This window comes from Methanobacterium sp. (assembly GCF_016217785.1).
Lineage (GTDB): Archaea > Methanobacteriota > Methanobacteria > Methanobacteriales > Methanobacteriaceae > Methanobacterium.
Genome location: NZ_JACRGA010000019.1, coordinates 1 through 20,768 on the forward strand (window position 1 = coordinate 1; position 20,768 = coordinate 20,768).

The 20,768-nt window shown below is 40.2% G+C and carries 21 protein-coding genes; 8 read left to right on the forward strand and 13 right to left on the reverse strand.

What is annotated here, in order from left to right; all coding sequences use genetic code 11:
* The 4 genes from HY987_RS07860 to serS all read left to right on the forward strand — a co-directional run.
* Nucleotides 1–1,351 (forward strand): transglutaminase family protein (locus tag HY987_RS07860; protein WP_292757319.1); only part of this gene is annotated, 1,351 nt, incomplete at its 5' end.
* Between the two features lie 189 nt (nucleotides 1,352–1,540).
* Nucleotides 1,541–2,329, forward strand: a complete 789-nt coding sequence (locus HY987_RS07865) for an AAA family ATPase (RefSeq protein WP_292757320.1) — start codon at nucleotides 1,541–1,543, stop codon at nucleotides 2,327–2,329.
* A gap of 155 nt (nucleotides 2,330–2,484) precedes the next feature.
* A complete protein-coding gene (locus HY987_RS07870; RefSeq protein WP_292757322.1) occupies nucleotides 2,485–2,706 on the forward strand; it encodes a KEOPS complex subunit Pcc1 in 222 nt (73 codons plus the stop codon).
* Nucleotides 2,707–2,786: 80 nt separating this feature from the next.
* Entirely contained in the window at nucleotides 2,787–4,340 is a 1,554-nt protein-coding gene (serS, locus tag HY987_RS07875; protein ID WP_292757324.1) for a serine--tRNA ligase, read from the forward strand.
* 239 nt (nucleotides 4,341–4,579) lie between these two features.
* On the opposite strand, the gene HY987_RS07880 is transcribed toward serS, so the two are convergent.
* Nucleotides 4,580–5,377 carry a peptidylprolyl isomerase gene (locus HY987_RS07880; protein WP_292757326.1) on the reverse strand — a complete coding sequence of 266 codons (798 nt, stop codon included), beginning with the start codon at nucleotides 5,375–5,377 and terminating at the stop codon, nucleotides 4,580–4,582.
* Entirely contained in the window at nucleotides 5,368–6,489 is a 1,122-nt protein-coding gene (locus HY987_RS07885) for a nucleotidyltransferase family protein (RefSeq protein WP_292757328.1), read from the reverse strand. Before HY987_RS07885 ends, HY987_RS07880 begins: the two co-directional genes overlap by 10 nt.
* A gap of 261 nt (nucleotides 6,490–6,750) precedes the next feature.
* Here HY987_RS07885 and HY987_RS07890 point away from each other — a divergent pair, with 261 nt between their 5' ends.
* Nucleotides 6,751–8,067 (forward strand): dihydroorotase family protein, encoded by a 1,317-nt coding sequence (locus tag HY987_RS07890; protein ID WP_292757330.1) that lies wholly within the window; start codon nucleotides 6,751–6,753, stop codon nucleotides 8,065–8,067.
* A gap of 44 nt (nucleotides 8,068–8,111) precedes the next feature.
* Nucleotides 8,112–8,309 (forward strand): CooT family nickel-binding protein, encoded by a 198-nt coding sequence (locus HY987_RS07895; protein ID WP_292757332.1) that lies wholly within the window; start codon nucleotides 8,112–8,114, stop codon nucleotides 8,307–8,309.
* Between the two features lie 259 nt (nucleotides 8,310–8,568).
* Here HY987_RS07895 and HY987_RS07900 read toward each other — a convergent pair whose 3' ends face one another.
* The 4 genes from HY987_RS07900 to HY987_RS07915 are packed head-to-tail and all read right to left on the reverse strand — an operon-like array spanning nucleotide 8,569 to nucleotide 12,631.
* Complete coding sequence (locus HY987_RS07900; RefSeq protein WP_292757334.1) at nucleotides 8,569–9,810, reverse strand: 4Fe-4S binding protein; 1,242 nt, start codon at nucleotides 9,808–9,810, stop codon at nucleotides 8,569–8,571.
* A gap of 24 nt (nucleotides 9,811–9,834) precedes the next feature.
* Nucleotides 9,835–11,253: a F420-non-reducing hydrogenase subunit MvhA gene (mvhA, locus tag HY987_RS07905; RefSeq protein ID WP_292757336.1), complete on the reverse strand. Its 1,419-nt coding sequence runs from the start codon at nucleotides 11,251–11,253 to the stop codon at nucleotides 9,835–9,837.
* Nucleotides 11,254–12,183 carry a F420-nonreducing hydrogenase gene (locus tag HY987_RS07910; RefSeq protein ID WP_292757338.1) on the reverse strand — a complete coding sequence of 310 codons (930 nt, stop codon included), beginning with the start codon at nucleotides 12,181–12,183 and terminating at the stop codon, nucleotides 11,254–11,256.
* A gap of 1 nt (nucleotide 12,184) precedes the next feature.
* Nucleotides 12,185–12,631, reverse strand: a complete 447-nt coding sequence (locus HY987_RS07915) for a hydrogenase iron-sulfur subunit (RefSeq protein WP_292757340.1) — start codon at nucleotides 12,629–12,631, stop codon at nucleotides 12,185–12,187.
* Between the two features lie 505 nt (nucleotides 12,632–13,136).
* Here HY987_RS07915 and sufC point away from each other — a divergent pair.
* On the forward strand, nucleotides 13,137–13,895 hold the full coding sequence (gene sufC, locus HY987_RS07920; protein WP_292757547.1) for a Fe-S cluster assembly ATPase SufC: 759 nt from the start codon (nucleotides 13,137–13,139) through the stop codon (nucleotides 13,893–13,895).
* Complete coding sequence (locus tag HY987_RS07925; protein ID WP_292757342.1) at nucleotides 13,877–15,112, forward strand: SufD family Fe-S cluster assembly protein; 1,236 nt, start codon at nucleotides 13,877–13,879, stop codon at nucleotides 15,110–15,112. The genes sufC and HY987_RS07925 overlap by 19 nt, the downstream gene beginning before the upstream one ends.
* Nucleotides 15,113–15,537: 425 nt before the next feature.
* On the opposite strand, the gene HY987_RS07930 is transcribed toward HY987_RS07925, so the two are convergent.
* The 7 genes from HY987_RS07930 to HY987_RS07960 form a co-directional block, all read right to left on the reverse strand.
* Nucleotides 15,538–15,813: a PRC-barrel domain-containing protein gene (locus tag HY987_RS07930; RefSeq protein ID WP_292757344.1), complete on the reverse strand. Its 276-nt coding sequence runs from the start codon at nucleotides 15,811–15,813 to the stop codon at nucleotides 15,538–15,540.
* Nucleotides 15,814–15,817: 4 nt separating this feature from the next.
* Nucleotides 15,818–16,414 (reverse strand): NTP transferase domain-containing protein, encoded by a 597-nt coding sequence (locus tag HY987_RS07935; RefSeq protein ID WP_292757346.1) that lies wholly within the window; start codon nucleotides 16,412–16,414, stop codon nucleotides 15,818–15,820.
* Between the two features lie 204 nt (nucleotides 16,415–16,618).
* Nucleotides 16,619–17,407 (reverse strand): hypothetical protein, encoded by a 789-nt coding sequence (locus tag HY987_RS07940; protein WP_292757348.1) that lies wholly within the window; start codon nucleotides 17,405–17,407, stop codon nucleotides 16,619–16,621.
* Nucleotides 17,404–17,736: a hypothetical protein gene (locus HY987_RS07945; protein WP_292757350.1), complete on the reverse strand. Its 333-nt coding sequence runs from the start codon at nucleotides 17,734–17,736 to the stop codon at nucleotides 17,404–17,406. Before HY987_RS07945 ends, HY987_RS07940 begins: the two co-directional genes overlap by 4 nt.
* A 429-nt stretch (nucleotides 17,737–18,165) precedes the next feature.
* Complete coding sequence (locus tag HY987_RS07950) at nucleotides 18,166–18,558, reverse strand: hypothetical protein (RefSeq protein ID WP_292757352.1); 393 nt, start codon at nucleotides 18,556–18,558, stop codon at nucleotides 18,166–18,168.
* A 65-nt stretch (nucleotides 18,559–18,623) separates the two neighbouring features.
* Nucleotides 18,624–18,908 carry a winged helix-turn-helix domain-containing protein gene (locus HY987_RS07955; RefSeq protein ID WP_292757354.1) on the reverse strand — a complete coding sequence of 95 codons (285 nt, stop codon included), beginning with the start codon at nucleotides 18,906–18,908 and terminating at the stop codon, nucleotides 18,624–18,626.
* Between the two features lie 309 nt (nucleotides 18,909–19,217).
* Nucleotides 19,218–20,690 carry a methanogenesis marker 14 protein gene (locus tag HY987_RS07960; RefSeq protein WP_292757356.1) on the reverse strand — a complete coding sequence of 491 codons (1,473 nt, stop codon included), beginning with the start codon at nucleotides 20,688–20,690 and terminating at the stop codon, nucleotides 19,218–19,220.
* Between the last annotated feature and the right edge of the window lie 78 nt (nucleotides 20,691–20,768).

Below are 20,768 nucleotides of genomic sequence, written 5' to 3' on the forward strand. Positions count from 1 at the left end.
ACAAACAGTCCAAAACTACATAGAAACCAACAAAACACTACCCACAACAGTAACCATAGGAACAACCAAACTAAACATGGCACAATTCCTATACCTAGCCACAACAGCAACCACACTACTAAACAACGGAAAACCAACCACAACAACCATAAACGTAGGCCAATACACACTACCAACCACCAGCACAGAACAACTAACCACCGAACTTCTATTCAAAGGGGACTATGTGGACTTTGCTCAGCGAATAGTTGAGTATATGAACAGTAACAAAATAGCACCCAGTTATGGAAATGCAAATATTGGACAAGTTGGTTACAAGTCCCAGATCTACATTTACAGTAGAATACTCAGTTACTACAAGACAAACAAGGTACTACCATCCAATATAGTTGTTAAAACTTGGTCAACTTTCAACATACCAACTACTGGAATTAACGTCACATTTACCATAGATCAAATTGCAGAGACAGCAACTGGTGTCAAAAACAACGTGGACCTTTATAAATACTTACCTGCAACCGCTAATGTTGCAGGGGTAAAGATCAGCATTGCCCAGTTCCTATATCTAGCTACTAAGGCTACTGCACAGATTAACAGTAAAAACTACAATCCAATAACATTGGAGAACTACAATCTACCTTCCTCAAGTTCCGAGAGTATGAGCAGTGGTTCAATTAGTTTATCGGAGTATGTGGACTTTGCCAGCAGAATAGCTAGTTACATGGTAACTAATAAAGTGGCACCATCTTGTGGAGTGGTGGGTCTGGGATATCTCGGTTACGAGACTCAGATTTACATGTTCAGCCAAGTACTGGATTCTTACAAAACAAAAGGTGCATTGCCTAGTTCCATCAGTGTAAAACCTTGGATTACAGTGGTTTACAGTATACCCGCCGAGTATTATGTATATCTTACAGCGACTTCTAATTGTCAGTCTGATAACGCACAGATCATAGCTCTGGCCAACAGTATCACTGCCAGTGCCAGTACACCTTACGAACAAGCCGTGCTAATATTCAACTGGGTAAGGGATAATATTGGTTATTCCTTTTACTATAACACCAAGTATGGTGCAGTTGGAACACTGAATGCCGGAACAGGGAACTGTGTTGATACTTCACACCTGTTAATAGCTCTTCTAAGAGCGAAAAACATCCCCACACGTTACGTGCATGGTTACTGTCGTTTCTCAAGTGGCAGCTGGTACGGTCATGTATGGTCAGAAGTATATGTCAATGGTCAATGGTACACAGCAGATGCTTCCAGTTCAAGTAATACCTTTGGTACTATAAACAGCTGGAACACAGCAACAGCAACTATATATAACAGATACGCATCATTGCCGTTTTAAAATATAAAAAACCCCCTTTTCTTTTTTTTATTCTTTTTTTGAAAATTAGTTTAGGAATTAGATTCACTTTTTTGAAATGATTCATTTTCCAAGAATTTATTAATATTAAATTCACATAGATAGCTTTACATAAGTTTTTAGTAGAAATATAAATTATCCTGTTCATTTTCTCTTAAAATGGTGGAAATTATGAAAATCGCAGTAACTGGAAAGGGAGGGGTGGGCAAAACCACACTGGCAAGTACTCTGGCAGTTATTTTATCAAAAAAATATAAAGTATACGCCATTGATGCCGATCCTGACATGAACCTGGCCGGCAGTCTAGGGATACACAAATCAATAACACCCCTATCCAAAATGAAAGATCTCATTAAGGAAAGAACTGGTGCAGAACCTGGATCATCATTTGGAGAGGTGTTTAAGATGAATCCAACCATATCTGATCTTCCAGAGTCTCTTTCAACCGATTATGACCCTGAAGGTCGTCTTAAAATACTGATTATGGGCACGGTTGATAAGGGTGGGGATGGATGCGTATGCCCGGCATCAGTGATGTTAAAGGCCATTTTGCGAAATCTGATTATTAAAAAAGATGAAATGGTAATTTTAGACATGGAAGCAGGAATAGAACACTTGGGAAGGCGTACTGCAGAGGCAGTGGATATTATGATCATTGTAGCAGAACCTGGCCTAAAATCCCTAGAGACAGCCAGCCGGATAAAAAAACTGGCCACAGATATAGGTATCCGGAACGTGGTGGCAGTGATTAATAAGGTCGCCAGTGAGGCTGAGGAAAAGTTTGTGGAAGAAAAACTTAAAGAAATGGATGTGGATGTGTTAGGCAGCATCCCCCGGGATGATCTGGTTGTCAGGGCAGATATGGAAGGTCAGCCTATAATAGATTATCCTGATTCGGCAGCTCTTCAGTCGATTAGGATAATTGCAGAAAATATTTTAAATCATTATCCCTCTAATTAAATATCGATAGGAGTTAACAGAAACAATACATTCTTTGTAATATAATTGCAGAAAGTATTCTTATAATTGCAAATAGGTATTCTTAATAATTGAAGATAGGTATTCTTATAAAGATTAGGATGTAAGCTGGTTAAGTTTATAATGAAGGTTAAATCATGAAGATCAAAGCCAATATCACCTTCTGCTATCAGAACGATAAACAGGCAGAAATTGCTTTCAAATCCTTGCTACCGGATAACATTGGTTTTTTAGAGTCGCGTCAGAACCATGATTCATTGGTCTGTACTTTAAAAGGAAAATCACTTAAGACCATTATCTCCACTGCCGATGACCTTATATTCTCGGAGATGCTGGTTGAAAAGGTATTGGAAATTTAAATAAATAATAAAGAAGTTTAGTAAGAATTTGAAGTTTAGTAAGAGTATTAACCCCATTATAACTTGAAGGATGTTATAAAATGAAATTCACACTAGAAGGAGAAGTTTTACTCAGTAAAGATGCTGATGAAGCATTAGATAACATTGCCAGCTTCATTCAGCAAGCTAATAATGACCTGTTCCTGAAGGGAGTTGCACCGGATCAAAAAGATGATGCTTCCCAGATTGTAGAGTGGAACCTGGAAGGTAACACCATCTATCTGAAAATAGTCTCCGGTAGACGGGGAAGAGCACATGACGCACTTTTACGGATGAAAAAACCCCTCACACAGCTTTTAGGGCCCCGGTACCATATTGGTGTTCGGAAAATAACTGTTAAGGATTACCAGATTGAGATTCCATCCCCTGAAATGGTTGACGTCAGCGAGATGCCCTACGTGGATAAAGCTACATTCCAGGATGGGAAAATGGTCATCCAATTCCATCAACTGGAAGAAGGAGATCTAAGAAAACACGTAGTGGACCGGGTGGTTAAACACATTATCTCAGAGACTGAGAGAATTTCTACTGAAGACTTAGATGAAGATGCTGATGATATTTTAACACGTCAGGTCACTAAAATCGAACCCGGAACCATAATAGGGCGCAGCCCCAAGTTTCCAGTATTTTTTGAAGGAGACCCCACCGAAGAAGCTGCAAAACAGGGTTGGGTTAAGAAGTTCCCTGGTAAGGGACAGTGGTTCTACGGACCCAAGTTCATTGCCCTGCAGCGTGCCATTGAGGATATTTTCATGGAGGTTCTGGTGGAAAAACTGGAGTTTTTCGAGTGCATGTGGCCCAAACTGATACCCATCCCAGTGATGAACAAAATGCGTTACCTGGAAGGGCTTCCAGAGGGAATGTATTACTGCAGTGCACCCCGTCGTGACCCGGAATTGTTTAAAAAGTTCAAAAATGAGCTTTTAATAAAAAAGGAAGTTCCCATTGATCGCCTGAAAGATGGTTTGAAGGATCCTTCCTATGTTCTAGCCCCGGCCCAGTGCGAACCATTCTATGAGTTCTTCAGTCACGAAGTTCTGGATGAGAAGGAACTGCCCATAAGACTCTTTGATAAGAGTGGGTGGACCTATCGTTGGGAGGCTGGTGGAGCCAAGGGTTTGGACCGTGTGCATGAGTTCCAGAGGATTGAACTAGTCTGGTTAGGTACACCGGATCAGGTGGAGGAGATTCGTGACGCTACCCTAGAGATATCACAGGAACTGGCCAACAAAATGGAGCTGGAGTGGTACACTGAAATTGGTGATGATCCATTCTACCTGGAAGGTCGGAAGGTGGAAGAAAGAGGCATAGAATTCCCTGACGTCCCTAAATATGAGATGCGTGTTGTAGTGCCCGGTGCTGATAAAGGAGTAGCAGCAGTTTCAGCCAACGTCCACGGAACCCACTTCACCGAAGGATTCTCCATTAAAGAAACCCACAACCATACACTATGGACTGGCTGTACAGGTATTGGAATAACCAGATGGCTTTTCGGTTTCCTGGCACAGAAAGGTTTTGATAAGGAAAACTGGCCCGATATGGTTCGAGATAGAGTGGGGACTGTTCGAACACCTAAGGTTCTGACCTGGCCTTAAATAGTACCTTAAATAGTACAGTTTAGTGGTTCTACTGAAGAATGTAACACTCAGTAGATTTTTTCTTTATTTTTCTAAATTTTATTTAAACGAAGTTAAACATTTAATTGATAGAATATCATTTTATTATATTATTATAAAATAAAACTGAAAATAGGGTAACGATTTCAAGTTAGAAATAATAGAAATTTTTTGAGTGAAAAAAAAATAATAAAAAAGAAGATATAAAAGAAATATGTTTATTCTTCTTTGGTCTCTTCTTCAGTTAGTTTTTCTGGAACTTCTTCTGTAGGAACTTCTTCAGTAGAAGTTTCTTCAGTAGACTCTTCTACTTCTTCCTTGCGGGTGAATGAGTCCACGAATTCTACTGTAGCAATGTCCATGTTTTCCTGGATGTCCCGTGCTATGCGGAACCTGGCCATGGTTATATCCATGTAGGGGCGCTGGTCAAATTTAGCCATTTCATCCATGGCAATGACCACTTTATCATCTTCAATTGTCACCTGGTGTTTTTCAGCATCCAGGTTGGGTTGAGGGTAATGCAGGTCGATCATACTTTTGACTTTTTCAGTTTCATCTTCAATGATCTCCACTACTTTGACCTGGTATTCCAGGTTTTTACCAGCCAGCTCGTGGTTAAAGTCCAGTCTTACGCGGCCTCCACTGACACTCCTTATGATACCAGTGTTTCCTTCTGAAGTTATAGCCATTCCCACTTGTGGTTTTATGCCCTGTTTTTTGAACTCGGACATGGGCACTAACTGGATTAATTGAGGGTCACGTTCCCCGAATGCTTCTTCAGGAGTTAACTGGATGGTTTTTTCTTCACCTGCTTCCATGTCCACCAGTTCGGATTCCATGCCTTTAAGGACATGACCTCCACCCACAATTATAGATAGGGGTCCGTAGGTTTTCTTATCTGAGTGTATTCCATTTTCCTCTGCAATTTCTTCATGAGTTGTGTCAAAGATTTCACCGGTTTCTATAATCTTTCCGGTGTATTCAAGCTTTATAAAGTCTCCATTATTCACTGGCATATCTCTAGCCTCCTGTGTGATATTCTCTTTTTAAATTCTCTTAGCACTTCTTTATTTTTATAGTTTAATATGCGTATGGTTGAGGGGTAATTCTCAATATACTTGTGCATAGTGTCCGTATCAATCCGCGCCTCTAATGATGACAAAACCCTTTGTGTGTGGTGTCTGCTGAAACCACGTGCAATACAACTTTTTATTTTGTTTACTGTATTAAATGGCCTTTTGTCAATTATGTTTTCAATGGTGCGCTCATCGAGTAGGCTGAGGGATTTGAGATCAGGAACTGTGGCGTTGTTGGCTACATGCAGGATAGTTTCTTCATCCCTAAACTGGTGCAGTGGTGCTCTACCCTTTTCTATCTCTACTTTTAGGATATTAATGGTTGAGGGAGGTAACATTTCCTCTGCAGATTCCAGCACTCCGGAAACAACTGCTTCCCGAATTATGGTACCACTTATACCTTCCAGGCGAGGTACGAATATAAATTTATCCTGGAAGTTGAAGCCAATTTTAGTTAAAGATTTTGATAGGGATACAATGACGTAGTTATCCTCATTGAGCCGTCCTTTTAATAAGACTTCCCCATTTTCCATGTCCACCATGCGGTAGGGTTTGGGAGCAATGCCTCTTCCCTTACTTATTTTACCCAGTAGAATTTCAAATTCCGGATCTCTCTTGTATCCTCGGGGGATGTAATCCGCGTCCAGGGCCTGGAATGTCTTGGCAAGGCAGAGGGAGTACTGTCCAGATCCCATTATACCCATAGGGGGACCTTCAACCACAATATCAGCACCAACCGCAATTGCTGCTTCTGCACGTGCCTGTCTGGTCATGATGTAGGGTAATCCTCTTCCACTACGTTCAAATAGTCCAGGGACTACTGCAACGAATATTCCCTCTGGAACCTTTTTTTTGGCCTCCAAAAGGCAGTGCAAATGACCTTTGTGCAAGGGGTTGTATTCTGTGAAATCGGCTAATATTTTAGTGCCTGGATCTGATTCAAACTCTTTAGACTCAGACTCTTTATATGGAGGTTGTAACCTCACATCTTCCAGAAACTGTTTCCTATCTCTGGCAATAATTTCTTTAACTAAAGTTTCCCTGGAAGACATGGTACCCACATTAAACTTATTGTTATCATTATGGTTATATGATTATCCTTACAGATCATAGAATATGGCTGATATCAATGAACTGACTAACCCTAAATCTTGGAAGGAAATTTTTACCAGTTAAAGATTTGGGGGTAAAATATAGTAAATACTCCTATTATATCCCCTGTTGAATCCCCACTTAATTATCAATCAAATTTGGAGTAATTTCAGACGATAACTCTAATGTTACCCCATTATTTAAAAGGATAGGCGTTATGTATGCTGGATTTGTGTATAACCAACTGTAAACTGGAAATAGGTGCTGAAGAGGTTTGTTTGGGAATTAACAATGAGAAGATAGTTTCTATTAAAAAATTACCATCAAAGGCCCATGAAACAATTGATCTTAGAGGTAAACTGATTCTTCCGGGACTTATTGATGCTCATGTTCATTTCAGAGACCCTGGACTCACCATTAAGGAAGATTTTTCCACAGGTAGTGCTGCTGCAGCTGCTGGGGGTTTTACCACCGTAATGGACATGCCCAACACAATTCCACCCACGAACACCCCCCAGGACTTCAGGGAAAAAATGGGGATCGCAAGTCGGAAGAGTCTGGTGGACTTTGGCCTACATGCAGGTGTTGCCGATCTATCCAATATGGGAAAACTTGCCAAATTACGGCCTGCGTCTTTTAAGATCTTCATGGATCTGGTGGATGATGACTTTTTAATGGATGCTTTCAGCAAGATAAATGGGGTTTCCGGAGATCATCTGATCTCATTACATGCTGAAGATCCACAAGTGGTTAATCAGTGCACCCACGAGATGAAAATGAAGGGATCCAGTCCGGAACTATATGCTGAAGCTCGTCCTCCCCAGGCAGAAATTGAAGCAGTTGTCTCAGCTATTTCACTGGGAAATAAGTTCGACCAAAAAATACATTTTTGCCATGTGAGCACCAGAAAATCTCTAAAACTCATCAATGAGGCCAAAAAGGCTGGATCAAAAATAACATCTGAAATTACTCCCCATCATTTATTTCTGGATTCGGGTTGCCTGAAAACATATGGTAATCGGACCAAAACCAACCCTCCCCTACGTGATAATGAAAACCGGTTGCAGGTTAATGATCTAAATTATATTGACATTATAGGCACTGATCATGCCCCTCACACCCTCGATGAAAAGAAAAAGGATGTTTGGAATGCTCCTCCCGGTATTCCCGGGTTAGAAACCGTTCTTCCCCTGCTGTTAACCCAGTTAAACCAGGGAAAAATAGCCCTTGGAGATATTAAACGATTATTGTGTGAAACCCCTGCAAAAATATTCAATATCCCCCATAAAGGTTTCATAAGAGAGGGAATGGATGCTGATCTGGTTGTGGTGGATTTGAAGAAAGAAAGTGTTATTGATCCTGCTAGTTTCCAGTCTAAAGCCAAGTATTCTCCATTTGAAGGTTTTCATGTTCAGGGATTGCCGGTTATGACCATGGTGCGGGGTAAACTGGTTATGCAAGATGGAGAAATATTAAAAAATCAGGGAAAGTTTGTTTATCCAGATACAGTGAATATTAAAAGGATATACAGTAATTAAAAAATATAAGAAAAATTAGGTAAGAAAAAAAAATAGGTGAAAAAATGTGCGAATCAACTGTTTACGATACCAAAGGGATTAAACTCATGGATGATGTGATTCACATGAAAATTTATGGGGACAGAATAGAAATGGTGGATATTTTGAACCAGGGAATGACTGTAGAAGGACAAATAGTTGAATTAGACCTGGATAAACATAGTATTTTCGTGGAAGTGGATGAAAAGGGATTAGTTAAATAGAATACAAAATTAACACAGAAAATTAATAACTATTTTTTAAAAAGTGTATCTATTATACTTCTTTTTAATTATCTATCCTAAAAACAACCTTTAAATTCATCTTATTTAAAATAGCTGGATCTTAGAATTTTTTAAATTCATCTTACTCTTAAAAATAGCTGGATCTTAGAGTAATCTAGAAAATGGAGTATAGAACTAAAATAAAAAAGAGGGGTGGATATTCTCCACCAAAATTTGTTTTGTTTAGACGTTTTTGAACCTATTTAAGGGAAAATGCTTCGTGTGGACAGGCTGTTATACACTGGTCACAGAGTATACAGAATCCTTTAAGTGGTACCTTTTCGTCGGGGGTTAGTTTCAGCATGTTATATGGACATACTTCCACACAGTCACCGCACTCATTACACTTATCAGGACTGAACTGTACTCTATTCCGTTTTACAACTTCACCATCAATGACTTTGTCCATTTCCACCAGTTGAAGTGCTCCTTCTGGGCAAGCAATGGTGCATGCTCCACAACGAGTACACATAGCCAATGAAGGTTCTCCACTGACTTCAATGTCTCCGGGAACTTCCATTCCGGTGTTAGTAACCACCCTAATAGCTTCAGTTGGGCAGATACGGGCACATGCTCCAACATATTCACATTTGGATTCATCCCATACTAATCCTTCTTCAGAAGCAGGTTTAGCTGGTCCCAGTTTAACATCCAGGTCAATGGCATCCACGGGACACAAGTTCTCACATAGTCCACAGTAGGTACAAATTTCCGGTAGTTCCACTGTTAATGAAGAGGCTTTGGGTTCTATGAAGTCGCCAGGACAGGCTTCTACACAAACATTACAGCCAATACAGGTATCTTCGTCCACTTCGAACTTGTTGAGTTCTTTGGTTCGTTTTTCTGGTTTTTTACCAGATATAAACACCGCATTCCATGGGCAGGTCTGTGAACAGACTCCACATTTGATACAGGTGTCCTCATCAATGACTATGCTTTCTCCCACTTCAGAGAGTGTGATGGCATCCACGGGACATTCATCCACACACATACCACATCCAACACAGTCAACAATGTAAATAGGACCTGTGATGTCTAAGTCCATCTTTTTAGGTTCTTTGACTCCTTCCACTCCAATGACTTCTACTGGGCAAATGTTTGCGCACTGCTGGCACATAACACAGTAGCCCTGTAGAGGTATGGTCTGCACTTTACCTGCCTCTAGTTTGAGGATCTGGGGTGGGCAGACTTCTACACAGTCACCGCACTCATTACAGAGTTTGGGGTTGAAGGTAACCCTAGTCTGGGTGTTGCCAGATTCGTCAATAGCTAGCTCATCAGTTTTAAGAGCACCGGTAGGACAGATATCCACACATTTAGGTGCTCCTCCACAAACGTCACAGTAAATAACGTCTTCTGGAGATACAGTGATGGCTGCAGTTGGACAGGTACCCTGGCAGGCCCCACATCGAATGCAGTCTTCCTTGTTAACCACTATCATCTTTATTCACCCTTTTAGAAATATTTAAATTCTCTTAACGAGATGACCTTCGCTGTCGTACACTTCAAGGGTGGCAAGTCTCATTTGACTGTCGATTTCGTGGGTTGCACAGGATAGACATGGGTCGTAGGCCCTTATTACCATTTCCATGAGGTTGAAGATCTTATCGTCTACTTCTACTCCTGGTTTTATGTAGTCTTGGGCAACTTTCTGGATACCCATTTCCATAGCAGGGTTGTTCTGGATGGTTGCGACTACAATGTTGGCTTTGGTAACTAGTCCGTTTTCGTCACAAGCGTAGTGGTGGGTTAGTGTTCCTCGAGATGCTTCCACAATACCTACACCTTCACCAGCAGTTCTTTCCAGAGCATCTGGGAATTTCTGTCCAGATAAATCTCCTTCCAGTGCATCAGCTGCACATTCTGAGGCTGCGAGTAACTCTATGAGTCGAGCCCAGTGGAAGAGTAATGGTTCCTGAGCGTATCCAAAGAGGCCTCTGAATTCGTTCAATGCTTCCTGCGCTAGTGGTGCGACGTCAGGCATTTTATCAACCACGTTAAGCCTTGATAGAGGAGCCACACGGTATATTCCATCAGGATATCCCAGATCTTTGATGTATGGGAATTTTAACCAGGAATATGGTTTAACTTTTTCACCAATGTAGTCCAAGTAATCGGATGGGGCAAATTCAGCGTACTGGTTTCCTTCTTTGTCTTTCATCCGGACATTACCATTGTACATGTCCCATACGCCGTTGTTAACCAATCCAGTGTGGTAGGTTTCCACGTAACCTAAGGTTTTCACCAGGTCCAGGTTTTCTTCGAAAATTGGTTTAGCCAGTTCAAGGGTGGCTACAGATAATTCCACGTTCCTCTGAGCCTTCTTTAGAAGGTCTTTCTGAGTTTCATCATCCAGACTGGTAGAAATACCACCAGGAGTGGAGGAAGTTGGGTGTATAGGTCGTCCACCTGTGGCTTTAATAATATCTAAAGCATTTTTTCGAAGCTCAATAGCCTGTAAGGCTGCTTCAGGAGCATCTTTAACTATTTGGAATACGTTCCTGGTTTTCCTGTCTTTCCCAGCTATGAAATCCGGAGCTGCCAGGAAATAGAAGTGCAGAGCGTGGGAGTGCATTACAGAACCCCAGCTCATGATCTCTCTCATCTTGTAGGCAGTTGGGAGAATTTCATCGGGAGCGAATCCGAAACAGGCATCCACAGCTTTGGCTGCAGCCAGGTGGTGCTGTACATCACAGATACCGCATATTCGAGGTACCAATCGTGGTACTTCTTCGATGTTTCTTCCCTGCAGGAATTTTTCAAATCCACGGAATTCCATAACGTGGAGTTTGGTGTCCTGGACGTTTCCTGCATCATCCAGGTCCACTGTGATTTTGGCGTGACCTTCAATCCTGGTCACAGGTTCCATTTTCAGTGTAACCATTTATTTACCCTCCTTTTTCACCTTAGCAGGCACTAAAGCCGCTGGGAGTGTGTAGGTATAGAAAGTTCCAACAATATCATCCAGTTCATTGGCCACTTCTTCAGGGTCCACAGTTTTATCGCGTTCCACACCAAAGTCAGAACCGATGGCACTGATCATTTTAGCACCCTGGTCCGCTACATTGAAGGTAGGTCCATAACATCCCTGGCACCTGATACCTATGGTAGGGCATTCAGCACCACAGATGGAAATAGTTGCGGGTCCCATGCATACTAAACCCTGGGGTACCAAGCACAGTTCTGGATCTGGTTCTCCCAGTTCGAACTGACGAATGATTTTGTCCATGGCCATTCCTTCCGGCGGTTTTTCCCTTGGACAAACTTCACAAAGGTTAGTTGTTGGTATTTCAGGTAATTCTTCTCCTTTTAAGAGAGCCATAACGATTTGTGCCACCAGATCAGAGCGTGGTGGGCAGCCAGGTAAGACTAAATCCACGTCGATGACATCGGTTAGAGGTCTTTGCCTGCTTTCCAGTTGAGGTACTCCTTCACGAGGTATGATTCCAGCCTCGTTATAGGTACTTTCTGAATTTACGTAAGCTTCTTGTTCAAGATCTTCCACGTTGTGGAGATTTCTTAATCCGAAGACTCCCCCGTATGCAGCACAAGTTCCGTAAGCTATAACAACTTTTGCTTTTTCCCGTACTTTTAGTGCCAGTTCCCGGTTCTCATCGTTACAAATACCTCCGGTAACTATGGCAACATCTACGTCGGTCCATTCATCGTATTTGACGTCCATTAGAACTGGCATGAATTCGAAATCTGCTAATCCCAGAACGTCTACTATGGCTTCGTGTATGTCGGCAATGGACAGTTCACATCCAGAACATACGCTGAGCCAAACGTTTCCTAGTTTAACTTTGTCTGCCATGTTAGGCCTCCATTTCTGATTCTTCTGGAGCTTCTAGCTGTGCCTTGAGAGGGGATGGGCCCAGAGCAGTTATACGATTTACCATCATGGTAACAGTGTCTGCGAATTTTTCCCCTTCTGATGCAGATATCCAGTCATGGTGAATCCTCTCTCTTCCGATTCCCAATCCATCTGCTAATTTGTAGATTAATCTCATTCTACGGTCTAATTTGTAGTTTCCTGCGTCGTAGTGGCAGTCTCCATGGTGACAGCCGGCCACAATGACCCCATCAGCACCTTCTCTGAAGGCCTTGAATATAAATTGAGGTTCAATTCTTCCCGAGCACATTACCCGGATGACCCGCACATTTGGAGGATACTGCATCCTTGCGGTTCCTGCAGTGTCTGCTCCACCATAGGAGCACCAGTTACAACAAAACATCACGATCTTAACATCATCCTCAGCCATTGGCTTTCCTCCTTGCTTTGTCGGTGTACCATATTATTGTACATTATATGCATATAGGAATAGTTATTATAAAGGTTACTTCAAAAACTAATTCGAAAAATTTATATAGTGGAATAACAAAATTAGGTTTTTTAATATTGTCTTAGAGTAGCCCTATTAAAGATATATGAAATTAAATCGGGGTTTACCATATTATACATATTACTTGAGTTTTAATTTTTGCTCAGTTATCAATTTAAAACTAATTTCAATTAAATACAAATTATACAAGTTAATTTATCTTTTAAAAGTTCCAATTGAATTCACATCTTGTTAAACTTTCAATTACTGGTTTTTAATATTAATTTATTGGTTTTCAATAGAGATAACGCCTAATTTTTCCAAATGATATTTCTTATACTATTATAAGGAAAAAGTTCATATAAAATATAAGGTGTGTTATATCACATCCATAAATTCCATCTTTAATACAAACAATAAAACCAAAAAAATGGTGGTGGTTAAACTGCTACTGGAAATAACTGATCTGGCAGTTGAAGTAAGTGGAAAAGAAATTCTCACTGACGTAGACCTGTATATAGATAAAGGAGAAACACACGTACTACTAGGACCTAATGGGGCTGGTAAAAGTACTCTTTTTATGTCCTTACTGGGTTTTCCTAAGTACAACATAACCAGGGGAGAGATAATCTTCAAAGGAGAAGACATAACCAATCTTTCAACTACTGAAAGGGTAAAAAAAGGATTTGGAGTTAGTTTCCAGAACCCCCCCTCTATCAGAGGAGTGCGACTTGGTGATCTTTTAAAAATCGAACACGGTGAAAAGGATGCTGATAAAGAGCTCAGTCCTGAAATGATGGATCTGGTTCGTAAACTCAAGTTCGATGAGAAGTTTTTGGAAAGAGATGTTAACCTTGGTTTTTCCGGAGGAGAAGTCAAACGATCGGAGATATTACAATTATTAGCCCAGGAACCTGACTTTATAATGTTTGACGAACCAGATTCTGGTGTGGATATTGAAAATGTAGAGCTCATAGCTGAGGAGATCAATACTCTCCTGGATAAGGGCAAAAAACCAGGTCTTCGGGAAAAATCAGGGCTTTTAATAACTCATCTGGGTTACATCCTTAATTTCGTGGCTGCAGACACTGCTCACGTGCTTATGGATGGTAAAATTGCCTGTTCAGGAAACCCAGCTGAGATTATTGAAGATATAAGAAAAGAAGGATTTCACGGGTGTGTGGAATGTTGCAAGATACAGTAAAGCGTGCCGAGAAAGCTAAAGAAAAAAAAGCACTCTATGGTGAAGATATTGACCTGGAAAAGTTCATCAAAGAGGAAGCTGGTGAACATGAACAGGTTTCCCGAGCAAGCGAAGTTCCCAAAAAGGTAAAGGAGACCCTCCTGAAGGTGGGAGTAGATCCCAATGAAGAGGAAAGATCAGGTACATTCGTCCAGGTAGATCAAAGCGGAGTATGTACTACTTGTGCTTCCGAGTCTGTGGAAATAATGGGTATGAATGTGGCTCTGGATAAATATGGCTGGTTAAAGGATTACATGTGGAAAGCTGTAGCAGTTGATAGTGATAAATACACCGCACAAACAGCTTTACGAGAAAGAGAACAGGGTGGTAGTGGAGGATATTTTATTCGATCCCTGCCCGGCTCTAAAGAGGTATTCCCACTCCAGGCTTGCATGTTTATTGGTGATGAAAAGGTTATGCAAACTGCACACAACATTATCATTGCCGAAGAAAACTCTGAATTACACATCATAACCGGATGTGCAACAGGAGAAGATGTTACCTCTGCTTTACACGTAGGAGTTTCCGAATTCTACCTCAAAAAGGGCGCTAAAATCACTTTCACCATGGTGCACAACTGGGCAGAACAGGTGGATGTACGCCCCCGTACTGGTGTAATGGTAGGAGATGATTCAACTTACATCAGTAATTACATCCTCACCAGCCCTGTCAGGAGCATACAATCTTATCCAACTGCCTACTGTACCGGTAACAATTCTAAGGTTGTTTTCCAATCTATATTGGGTGGTCAGAAGGAGTCAGTCCTGGATATGGGTTCACGGGTTATATTAGAAGGTGAGGGTTGCAGCACTGAGATGATCTCCCGGTCTGTTTCCAAAGATCAGTCACAGATTTATGCCAGAGGACACTTGGCAGGAAGGGCCAAGAATGTTAAGGGCCACCTGGAATGTCATGGACTGGTTTTATCAGACGATTCAATGATATACGCTGTACCGGAACTGGAAGGTTCCTCCACGGAACTGGAATTATCTCACGAGGCGGCTGTAGGTAAAATTGATGAAGAAGAAGTGCTTTACCTCATGTCCCGAGGTCTAAGTGAAGAAGAAGCAGCATCCATGATTGTCAGAGGATTCCTGAGCATTGATATAGCTGGCCTTCCACCAGAACTGGCTGCTGAAACCAAAAAAATGATGGATCAAAGCTTAAAAGGAATGTGAGGCCTTAACAAGACCCTTACCTTATTTTTTTTATTTTTTTATTTTTAGTTTATTAATCTATATTTTTCAGTTTTTTACATATTCATAAAATTAAAAAATCCCCTTTAAAGAAAATGAAATCAATTAAAAATATACCTAAAAAAACTGGATATAATATTCTGGATATAAGATTCGGAGTTTATTCTAAGGGGGGCTTATTCTAAGGAATAATAGAGTCTGAAATTGAGCTTAAATTTGTGAAAATAGTTATTTTTTCAAAAAAATCTGAATTTGAATGTCTATATTTAATTGAATGTTTATTTTTAATAATTATATTAAATAAGAGGGGGTTGAATGATAAGATGTAATTAACTGATTTAAAATGAGAGACAAGTCAATAAGTGACGGAAGGATTAAAATGATAAAATAAGAGTATAAAAGGGGATTTATTCAGAGATGATAATGAATTCACCCACTTTTTCCACTTTACCAAAGGGTACCAGTAAATTGTCTCCTTTCTGTTTAGAACCTTTAACTGTAACGGTTCTTCCTTTATCAACCTTAATTACCACGTCAGTGATTTTACCAGTTCTATCATTGATAATGAGTTCTTCAAGCTCTCCCAGGATACGTGCATTGTTAGTAGCCACCTGATAACCCTTGATTTCACTCCAAACTTTTTCTTCCCCTTTTATGAGTTTCCTTTCTTCTTTCTCAACCATGACCTCACCTTCTGGAGTTTCCCCATAGTTTCTCTAGGCATATTATGTCCTCGGGGCTATTAATATTTAGCGCCAGTTCAATTTTGCCAAGGACCAGAACTTCTTCATCTTGTTCTGTATCATTCCCCCTTAATATATTTAATCCAGAGGGAACCACATTCCCCAGCACCAAACTGGCCTTGAGACCATTCTCACGGAATATTTCCAATGGCACCATCACTGACATGGCTGGTCGGGATGATTTATGATACTTCTCAAGTACCAGGTCAATGATCTTTCCGGTGATGAGGGGCAGATCCGAGGTAATGGTAAGGATTACCTCATGATGAAAAGCCTCCTGGGAAAGAAGAAATGAAAGATCTTCTACATATCCATTCCCCGGAGTTTTTAAAACTCTAAAACCAAGATTTTCCGCATGGAACGCTGTTTTCGGAGTGTGATGGCTGGTGGCTACTACTATTTCATTCACGCAAGAAGAATCCTGCAGTGCACTGAGCACATGTTCAATGAGGGATTTCCCCTTAACGATTGTCAGGGGTTTTTCCAGATCCGAATTCATCCGGGTTCCCTTTCCACCTGCCATTAAAAGAGCTATGACCATGCTTAACCTTTTGATTTTGAGTTTTTATATTTTTATTTCCGTGAATATGTTTATTTCTTCAAAAATGTTTATTTAATCTGCTATTTTACTTTTAGGATGATTTATATTTAATTGAAAAGGTTTATGAAAATGTTCATTTATGAAATGTTTTCACATCGGATGAGAATCAAAAGAATAGGGTAAAAAAAGTAAATAATGGGATTCTTACTTGGAAATCCCCTTGGATTTAACTGTTTTACTTCCTCTTTCCTTGGCCTTGAAGCCCAGAAGAACTTTAAAAATGTTCTTAAATGGTTTCCGGTAGAGATGGATGTGTATTAGGGTTCCAACAAACATAAGGATAGATAATTCCACATGCCAGAATGTTATGGATTGATTTAATACTGATCTAATACCCATATTTATTAGTAATACCAGTAATACCCCGGTAATTCCAGTTCCCAGGTATCCTGCTGTCAGTAATAAGTTCCAAATCCTTCGGTGTGTGCCCTGTTTTAATATACCTTTACTAAAAAGGTAATGGGTAAATAAATAGGCTAAAACCAAGAGAATACTCACTGGAAAAAGGAAATAGTTGTTTACATCATCCCCTGGAACACTGCCTGTGTCCATACCAGTTCCCTGATCACTTGCTGCGCTGGCATTAGTGTCTGCATCAGGAGTGGTATTCACTGGATCTGAGGCACTCTTGGTATCAGACTGGTCATTAGTTGAAGTCGATGTTTGAGAGTTACCCGTGCTGGTTGAAGAACTATCCCCATCACTTGAAGATGAAGAGGAAGATGCTGTTTCAGTGTTGGCATTACTACTGGTTGAAGACACGGATAAATCACATACCCCATCTCCACCAGAATCAGTGTAACGTGAACAATGACCAGGATAGGCACAGGTACGTCCATATGGACAGCCAGCAGCGCAGGCTCCTGACATGGTAGTAGCCGCAATAAGGGGGACTGATGAAAGTGCAGTAATCAATTTTTCCTTCAGTTTCATCTGCAGGACCTCCTTTTTTCGGAGATGAACATTTTCTTGGAAGACTTCCAGTAAGTATGCAGGTGGAAAATTGTTACCAGGGCTAAAGTTAATCCCAGTTCAACATGCCAATAGAGTAACTGCGGACTTATTGGAAGTGAAACGCCTAATTCAAGTAGTATGAGTAGAATGAAACCTGCACCTCCAGAGACAATGAAAGCCAGTAGAATAATCAGGTTCCATACATTAATGTGCATTGCTTTTTTTATTAAATTCAGCCGGTAAAGACTGTACGTGAACAAATAACCCCCTATAAAAGGCAGTGTGGGTATAATTATGTCATAAATCATTAGAAATCCTCTCTTTTATTTGATCCATAATTTAATCTCTATCCAAAATATTCTGTTTATACAATATTTTTTTCAATCGAAAAAGGGCTTAATTCTTGAATTTTTTGATCTTAAATATAATACATATACGAACAGTTCGTATTTTTAGGACGTTATTCTGCTTTGTTTACTAAAATTGAGGATTTTATTTAAAAATAGTTATTCCAAGTTTACACCCAATTCTTTACCAGATCAGTAATGTTTACAGATCAGTAATTCAAAAAGATTCAAATGGAATCATTGACTAAAAAATTTATTCTTAAAAAAATTGGATTAATTAATTCAATAAAATAGAAGTGAATCTAAAAAAAAGGTTATTAGGATATTTATTAAGGATTTCCCTGAAATTATTGGTTTATTCCAAGGATTCCTTGACAATATACCCTATGACTATTCTCGGGTTACTCCAATGAGTACTGACAGAGCAAAAAATTCTATTATATTTAAAAAGAATATTGGACTGCCCATTCCTGGACCTTTAAACCCCTCATGTAATAATAAGAATCCAGTGAATAGTGCATTTTGCAGGAGCAGCAGCATTGCAAATGCAACTAAACCAAAGGTGAATTCTGATTTGAATTTCCTGTAACTGCCTATGTACATGTACAGTAAAATAAGTAAAAGGCAGATATTGGCAATTCCCAACACAACATCAATGGTAATGAGTTGAGAATTATCAAAGTTTATCGGTCCCACACTGGTACCATTTCCCCCACCCGTTCCGGTTACATTTCCTCCATGATATCCAGGCCCTCCAGGCTCTTCATATCCTCCTACTTGCATCACATCACCTCTATACTGATTTAAAGGATAAAACTCCTATTATTCCATAATTATTTTAATTTAGTTTAAGTTTTCATTTTACTCAGAATATCTAAGAAGATGGGGTAATTTTCCTCCATACGATTCGATAAAAAGTACATTGCCCCATATTTTTTCTCCCCAGTGGAGTTAAAAATAATATCATGATCTTCCAAGACCTTCATATGATGTTTAATGGTTTTATAATCAAGATCAAGTTCTTTAGAAAGCTGATTGACATTGTAAGGCCTATCATGAAGGGTTTTGATTATTCTGGCCCTGTTGACCCCCCCTTTACTACCAGCAATCAAATACCATAAAACTCTTTTCATGACAATCACAAATGTTAAAGATCAAACCTTGAATAAATCAAATATGATCTTAGTTCTTAAAATAGTTTAGTTCCTGAAATAATCCACCCTTTTAGTCAAAACAGAATCTTAACAATAAATTTAACAAAGTATTAGTATGTGTGGGTGTAGTCCTTTTATAAGTATACAGAATCTGTAAGTTTGAATACATCTGAAGCCCATTTAAAGACTTTAAAGCTTGGCAAGATTCTTCACTACATCATGGAAAATCATGGTAATATTTCAAACCATGACCCCTTAATTGTTTTACCTTTGTTAATTGTTTTATTATTATTTTTTCTGTAATTTTCTCCGCTGACCCAGTATGCAGGGTCCTCCCTGCCTACCACCCAACGGTATGTGTGGTGTTCCCATGGAGTTCATACATCGGGCCATCACTGCTGATCCAAGAGCAAGGGCATCAGAGACAAATATAACATTTTCAAAGTAGTCCTTGGCAAATTCCAAAACCAGTTCTGGTTTGCGGCCGGTGATCCCTGCCCTGCCAGTTACTCCTAAGACTGATCCTTCCTGGATAACCCCTTCATCGGCAGCCTCTACAACTAATCTTTTAACCACGTTGGCACTTACATGATCCAGTGTGGCAAACAGAGTATGCATGTCAGTTGTTTCTATTATTTCATGACCCAGTTTGGTGAGTTCAGGGATTTCATCACCATCTTTACCCACATCACATCCAATAAGAGTGGTTCCAGCAGCATATGCAGCATGAGGATCAACTGGGACTGTTCCAAATCTTTCCCTTCCTTCTGGAACTTTTCTTATGTCCACATGTTCATGGGCACGCATAGCAAACTCTTCAGCAGCTTTCCAATCTGCTTTTTTGAGTATATCTTTAGTGTAGAGATCTAAAGCTGCACCACCACGTTTATCCACCTTTTCTGTTCCCCTTATAATGGCATCTGAAACTGCCCCCGCCAGGCCACAGAAGTTTCCAATGGTCCTGGCGTATGGTTCGTCATTGTTAACTATTCTACCTGCCAGAGTGGTTCCAAAATCCATTGAAACACATGGATTACGGTAATCAACATTAGTCCATTTGGCACCTGCTTTTATACCAGCAGTTACCAGTTCTCCTTCCATTTCATTTGCTACCACTGCTCTACCAGTAGGTGGGACTACGCTTACCACCGCACCGTCGAACATGACCTTATCCAAGAGGGTGAAATCCTGTAAATTTTTTGGCAAACTGTCCTTGGAAATTGACGGAGACATCTTACTTGGTGGTATCCCTGCCTCCAGGCAACCATTGGCCAGGGCAATGATGAGTTCTCCCACTTCTTTGGGTGAGGCAAAACCAGCAGTGACCCCGGTTGAACGGACCACAAAATCCAAATCATCTTCTATGTTTATCTGGGAACGCTCCACAGATTCGAGAATAGTCTCCTTGACCAGATCAGATACGGATTCATTGGTAAGCTCCACATGCCATACTGTCTCTCCAAAAACTTTTTCACCCTTTTTAGGTGGTCTGATGTCTCGGGTCATTTTTACTGTCTTATCCAGTAAATATGTTCGGCTGGTGTTGAGGTTAGTTGCAGTAAGGATGCACTTGGTGGTGGTGTTTCCCAACTCGACCGACCCCACAATGTAATATTCATCAGGACGCATAATAGCACCATAACCTCGGCCCACAGATTTCTTGGTAAACGGCGCCATTTTAGCTTCTTCAATGGTAATGTATCTGCTTTTTGCAATAACTGGCTTTGGGCCCAAACCTAATAGTTTTTTGATAAATGACAACTTAATACCCCCAATTTCATAATATTAATACAAATTAAGTTTATCGAAAATGAATATAAACATTGTGAATTGATTGTT